General features: G+C 67.7%; 3 protein-coding genes and 2 pseudogenes. 1 reads left to right on the top strand and 4 read right to left on the bottom strand.

The annotated features are described in order from the left end of the window. Window positions 1-908: pseudogene (locus tag AC5RW2_RS40045) on the bottom strand (IS110 family RNA-guided transposase); the annotation flags it as partial. A gap of 470 nt (window positions 909-1,378) precedes the next feature. Between AC5RW2_RS40045 and AC5RW2_RS40040 the strand changes: the two are divergent. After that, window positions 1,379-2,464 carry an IS110 family RNA-guided transposase gene (locus AC5RW2_RS40040; protein ID WP_494031201.1) on the top strand — a complete coding sequence of 362 codons (1,086 nt, stop codon included), beginning with the start codon at window positions 1,379-1,381 and terminating at the stop codon, window positions 2,462-2,464. A gap of 42 nt (window positions 2,465-2,506) precedes the next feature. On the opposite strand, the gene AC5RW2_RS40035 is transcribed toward AC5RW2_RS40040, so the two are convergent. The 3 genes and pseudogenes from AC5RW2_RS40035 to AC5RW2_RS40025 all read right to left on the bottom strand — a co-directional run bounded on the left by AC5RW2_RS40035 (window position 2,507) and on the right by AC5RW2_RS40025 (window position 5,232). Further along, window positions 2,507-3,649 carry an energy-coupling factor ABC transporter ATP-binding protein gene (locus AC5RW2_RS40035; protein WP_494031202.1) on the bottom strand — a complete coding sequence of 381 codons (1,143 nt, stop codon included), beginning with the start codon at window positions 3,647-3,649 and terminating at the stop codon, window positions 2,507-2,509. A gap of 5 nt (window positions 3,650-3,654) precedes the next feature. Continuing rightward, window positions 3,655-4,125: pseudogene (locus tag AC5RW2_RS40030) on the bottom strand (biotin transporter BioY). A 267-nt stretch (window positions 4,126-4,392) separates the two neighbouring features. Beyond that, a complete protein-coding gene (locus AC5RW2_RS40025; protein WP_494031203.1) occupies window positions 4,393-5,232 on the bottom strand; it encodes a thioesterase family protein in 840 nt (279 codons plus the stop codon). Window positions 5,233-5,640: the final 408 nt, after the last annotated feature.

The raw sequence follows: 5,640 nt of genomic DNA, 5'->3' as shown, positions 1-5,640 counted from the left end.
GCCTGCGGTCTTGAATTCCTTGCCGGCAACCTCGGTGATGATCCGGGCTGCCGTCCTGACGCCGACCGCCGGCAGGGACGTCAGGAGTTCGTGAAGAGGGTGGGCCTCCACGATTTTCTCCACCTGCGCCAGGATCTGGGCCCTGGAGGTGCGCAGCTGGGCCAGCTGGGCCGCGAGCTGGGGCAGCACGATGCCGGCGGCACCGGTGCCGGAGACGACGACACTTTGCTGGTCCAGGGCGGTGAAGATTTCCGCGGCCCAGCGTTTGCCGGCACGCGGAGCGAACCTGGTCAGTAACGCGGCGACCCGGGTCTGCCCTGCCCGGCGCAGGGCCTCGGGGGTCGGGTATTTCCGGAGCAGTTCGGCCATCGCGGGATGGTCCAGATGCGGGCCGATGACCCGTTCCAGGGCCGGATGGATCGCAGGTGAAGGCCGCGGATCCGGTTCGAGGCGGCGGTGGCCTGCTTGGCCAGGTCGTCGTCGAAGCCGCAGAGCATCGACAGTTCCACGGCCTGTTCGTCGGCGACGGCGATCGAGCGCAGCGTATGCGGCATGCTGCGGGCGGCTTCGGCGATGATGTAGGCGTCGCGGGCATCGGTTTTGGCCTCACCGGGGTGCAGGTCCGCGATCCGGCGCATGGCCAGACCCGGCAGGTAGCCGACCAGGATGCCGGCTGCCCGGGCCACGGCAACGGGCAGCGCGCCGATAGTGGCGGGCTGGTCCACGACCAGCAGCAGCGTCCCGTGTTTGGCCAGCTTGTCGATGATCGCCCGCAGTCTCGCCTCATCCTGCGGCAGTGCCTTATCGAGCAGTTTCCTGCCGGTCTTGTCCAGGGCCACCGCGTGGTGGCTGGTCTTGCCGACGTCGACGCCGATGAAGACATCGACCGTTTCGTGGTCCTTGATCATGCATAGCCTCCAGAAGTCCGGTCCGTTCTGACAGCGCTGGCATGTCCTGCGGCCCCAGAGCTCGGCATCCACGTTACGGCCGGCCTCCGCGGTGAAGTCTGCGGCTGGTCTGGTCCCCATTAGCGATCCCCTGGCGCCTATCGGACCCCGGTGACAACACCCCCCTGTGAGTCTTGATGTGGCTGGTCCGGGACCGGCTGACAGGGTAGGTACTGGCCGCCTCTTCTTGGCTGTGGCTCAGCACCCCCTCGGCCCGTTGGAGGGCCTTGGATCCGAATTGCCCGGTTTTGGAGATGGCGGCCGGCGCCTGCTCGGCCCACACCGACGGCTTGATCAGAAGAATGCCCAGCCCTGATTCGGGGCCGTGGCCCATCACAGGAGTGCCTCGGAGTGACCTCCGCCCGGGTGACGCCGGCCGTACCGCGGCCAGAAGGATCTACCCGTTCGCGAGGAAGGAACCCCGGATCACGATGACCACTGTTGCCCACAACTGCCCCTTCGTCATCGGCGTGGACACGCACGCCCGCACCCACACCTATGCTGTGCTTACTGCCAAGGGCGAGCATCTGGGCACCGAGCGGTTCCCCAACACGCACGCAGGCAGATCCCGTGCAATCGCGTGGGCAGCTCGCCGCACGGGAGGCGACCTCGGAGCTCTCTGGGTCATCGAAGGAACCGGCAGTTACGGCGCGCTGCTGGCCGGCACCGTCATGCGATCCGGCTACCGGGTCGTGGAGGCACCCAGGGTCAGGGCGTACGCGACGGCCCGGCGCGGTGCCGGGAAATCTGATCCGCTGGACGCGGCCGCGATCGCTGCCGCAACACTGCCGCTCGAGGAATCCCAGCTGCGCATCCCTCGCCAGGACGACGGCGTACGGGCCGCATTGCGCGTCCTCGTAGCCGCCAGGGAACAGATGTCGGTGGAGCGCACCGCGAAGGTCAATGCCCTCATGGCCCTCCTGCGCAGCGTCGACGTGGGCGTCGACGCCCGCAGGCCCTTAACGGACAGCCAGTTCATCGAGATCTCCCACTGGCGCAGGCGTGAAGAGGAGCTGGCTAAAGCGACCGCCCGCGCGGAGGCCGTCCGTCTCGCCAAGCGCATCATTGTCCTCGACGCCGAACTAAAGGATAACGAGACACGTACCACCGAGCTTCTAGGAGCCAGTCCCGCAGCAGCCTTGCTGGAGGAGACCGGGGTCGGCCCGATCACTGCTGCAGTGGTCTACACCGCATGGTCCCATCTGGGCCGGGTCCGTTCCGAGGCCGCGTTCGCCGCCCTCGCCGGCGTAAATCCCATCCCCGCCTCGTCAGGGAACACGGTCAGGCACCGGCTCAACCGCGGCGGCGACAGGCGCCTGAACAGCGCACTGCACCTGGCGACCGTCGTCAGGATGGTCCATGATCCGGCAACCCATTCCTATGCCGAGCGCAGGAAGGCCGAAGGCAAGACCTCGCGTGAGATCCGCCGCTGTCTCAAGCGTTACCTCGCCCGACGCCTCTACCGCACACTCAATGCACATCACGCCGACGCGATCACGCTTCCGCGGCTCGCTTGACGGATATAGAAGATTCGGATCATGGACGACTGGGGGAACGGATCATGCCGGGGCCGACAGGCCAGCAACCCCGATTCTTGCTCGTTCCGGGGCTATAAGAAAGGTAACGGGGACAGCGGCACGGGCCCCCAGACGCCCGAGGCCCAGCGAGCCACGCCGGCGAACAGCAGCAGCGGCCAGCCGCGCCGCCAGGGGGGCCAGGAATTCGCCCGCGAGCCCGGCCAGCCGGTACAGACCCCACACCCCGAGCACCGCCACGCCGATCACCACGGGCTCGCGCCAGGCCACCAGGACCACGCTCAGCACCAGCAGCATCGCGTACTTCGCCCCCAGCGGGACCCGGTGGACGGGCGAGGTTCCCGGCCGGTGGTCGAGCAGGTTCACCGCATGCCCCCGTCCCGCCGCGCCCGGGCGCGCCGGGCCAGCACGTCTCGGCGGTACCACGCCACGGCGGTCCGGTCCGTCGGCGTCGTGGACGACGCGCCCCCCGGCCATGACGAGGCAACGGCCCGCGCGCGCGGCGAACTCGAGGTCGTGGGTGGTGTACACCAGTTGCCGGCACCGGCCCGTCCCCGGCAGGGAGAGCAGCAGATCCTGGACCTCCAGGGTCCAGTCCAAGTCCAGCAGGGGCGTCGGCTCGTCGGCGACGAGCAGCGCCGGGTCGGTGGCGAGCACGGTGGCCAGGGCCAGGCGCTGGCGCTGCCCGCCGGAGAGGTCGTAGATGCTGCGGTGCGCCAAGCCCGCCAGGCCGTGCTGCGCCAGCAGGTCCTCGGCGGCCCGCCGCCGGACGCGACGGTTATGGATGGTCCGGCGCAGGGACAGCTCCATGTCCTCGCCCGCCGTGGGCATGACCAGCTGCACCAGCGGGTCGGTGAACATGAACCCGGTCCGGGACCGCACCTCGTTCGTGCGCTCCACGGTGTCCAGCCCGTGCACCGTCACGGACCCGGCGCAAGGCTGGACCAGCCCGTTGAGCAGCCTCACGAAGGTGGACTTGCCCGAGCCGTTGGCGCCGACCACCAGTTCGGTGATCGTGACGTGCACGGGGCCCAGGACCCGCAGCGTACCGGGCACGGCCCCGGTGTCCTGCCCGGGCGCAGGGGCGGAACCGGGGAGGTCGACGACGGCGCCGCGCACCTCGATGACCGGGGCCGGCTCCTGGGTCCCGTTGCCCGCGGTGAGCACGTCGCTCAGAACCGGCGCAGGGCCAGGGTGGGGAAGGCCCGGATCACGGTGGCGGCGACCGCCGTGGCCATGACGTTCTTGATGACGTCACCGGGCCAGAAGACCATGTCGGCGGCGATGCCGGTGGCCAGGTCCAGCTCCAGGGCGAACATCATGCCGGCAATGCCCATCGGGTGGGTGAAGACGAAGGAGACCACCATGGCGCACAGGAACACCAGGGCTCACCAGCCGAAGCCCATCCGCCCGTTGCCGCGCGCCGCGGCGGCCCGGCCGCGGCGCAGCACCAGGGAGGACAGGGCGCCGGTCAGCCCGGCGGCCAGCGGGAAGGCGAGCAGGTAGCCCGCCGAGGGCCCGGCCAGCACGCCGATCCCGGCGTTGAATCCGGAGAACACCGGCAGGCCGGCCAGCCCGGCCACGAGGTAGAGCAGGACCGCCAGGAAGCCCAGGCGCGCTCCGAGGATCAGGCCGGTGAGCATCACGGCGAAGGTCTGCAGGGTGATCGGCACGCCGAAGCCGCCGACCGGGATGGGGGGAGCATGGAGCAGATCGCGATGAGGGCCGCGAAGACACCGGCGAGGGCGATCTGCGTGGGCACGGCCAGGGGCTTGCGCTGCACGCTCGGGACTGCTTGGCTCATGATTCTGCTCCTAACGTGCCGGACGGGACGGGCTTTATGTGAGGACTTGATGGGTTCCCCCCGCCTCGGCGGACGAAGGGCTTCGGACGTGAGACTTCTCTGCACATCATGGAGTTACGCGGCTGGGCATCGGCTGACGGGTCTTTGGGTTCGCCCGGTGCTTCGGATTGGCCAGCGCCGTGACCAGAGACATGCCGAAGACTCCTTCTGCGTCATAGAGCATGGCACTACCCACGCTCAGACCTTCGGATTCGATTCGGGACGATGCCGAGAGGCCCATCCGCAGGTCTTCTGGTAGACGCGCCATTGTCAGCGTGACATCCGCATTAATGTGTGCCAGTCCGAAATCGCCCCAATTCGAAATGACGTTGGACACGTCACCCATACAGGCCACGGTCTGAAATGCCGTTATTTTTTCCCCTTCGACAATCGGTATGGGGAAATGCCACGACTGCCGGCGGACTGGCTCATGAGCGGCGTCGACAGAGGTGACCCAGCCCCGCCCCTCCTCAAAGTAAATCCGATCATCGTTGTCTTCGGGGAGCAGTTCTGCGGGGGGAGGCTCAATCTGCGGAATTTGGCTCCACACCTGGCCGGCAGGAGTCTTTGACGGGCGAAGAAACAGGGTAGAGGAACGGGCTACCGTCTTGCCGGCTTGCTCAAAGAAGGCGTCGATTAACATCAGCCTCCGTCCCTTACGGATCACCGCGGTGTGCACCACGGACGGGACGGAGTGCGGCGGGTGGAAAAGGTCAAGGGTGAAACGAGTGGGGCGCAGCTCACTGGCGCAGAGGCCGAGGAACGCTTGCTCCGTGCCACGGGCCAGCGCTCCGCTCACAGCCATCCCACGTAGCAGGTCATTCCCCCACCCGCTCTCGGCCGCCTGCGTCGGAATGAGCCTTTCTCCGTGCGCGGATGCCTCAGTCGTGAAGAATGCGACTTTCACTTTGATGTCCTTAATTCACCGGGTCTTCGCACCGATGCAGTCAGACCGCGATGGCCTGGCCACGCCGATGTACAACGTGATGATGCGTGCTCCCTGCTCAGGCGGGCGCCAAGCACTCGGGAGCCGACCGCCTCAGTGAGTTCGAGGGGGTCGATGTCCGAGCAAGAGAGATCGGTCTCAGGAAAGGGCCGGTCCGCGATGTAGCCCAGCCGGCCTCGTTCATGAGGTGAGCGGCGACTGTCCTGGCGCCTACGGTGGGGCGGGACCAGGTAAGTGTCACTTGCCCGCACCCATCAGCAGGTTCAAGTAGCCTCGTCAGACAGCGGCCGGAACCTCAGCTCTGCTGAGTTCGAAGCTGGGGTATCCGGCCGCCTGTTCGTCCGCGAGTAGGCTACGGTAGCGTACGGC

It is taken from the genome of Arthrobacter sp. B0316-1-20 (assembly GCF_059091865.1).
Note: the sequence above shows the minus strand (reverse complement) of the source record. Positions and strands in the feature narration are given on the sequence as shown.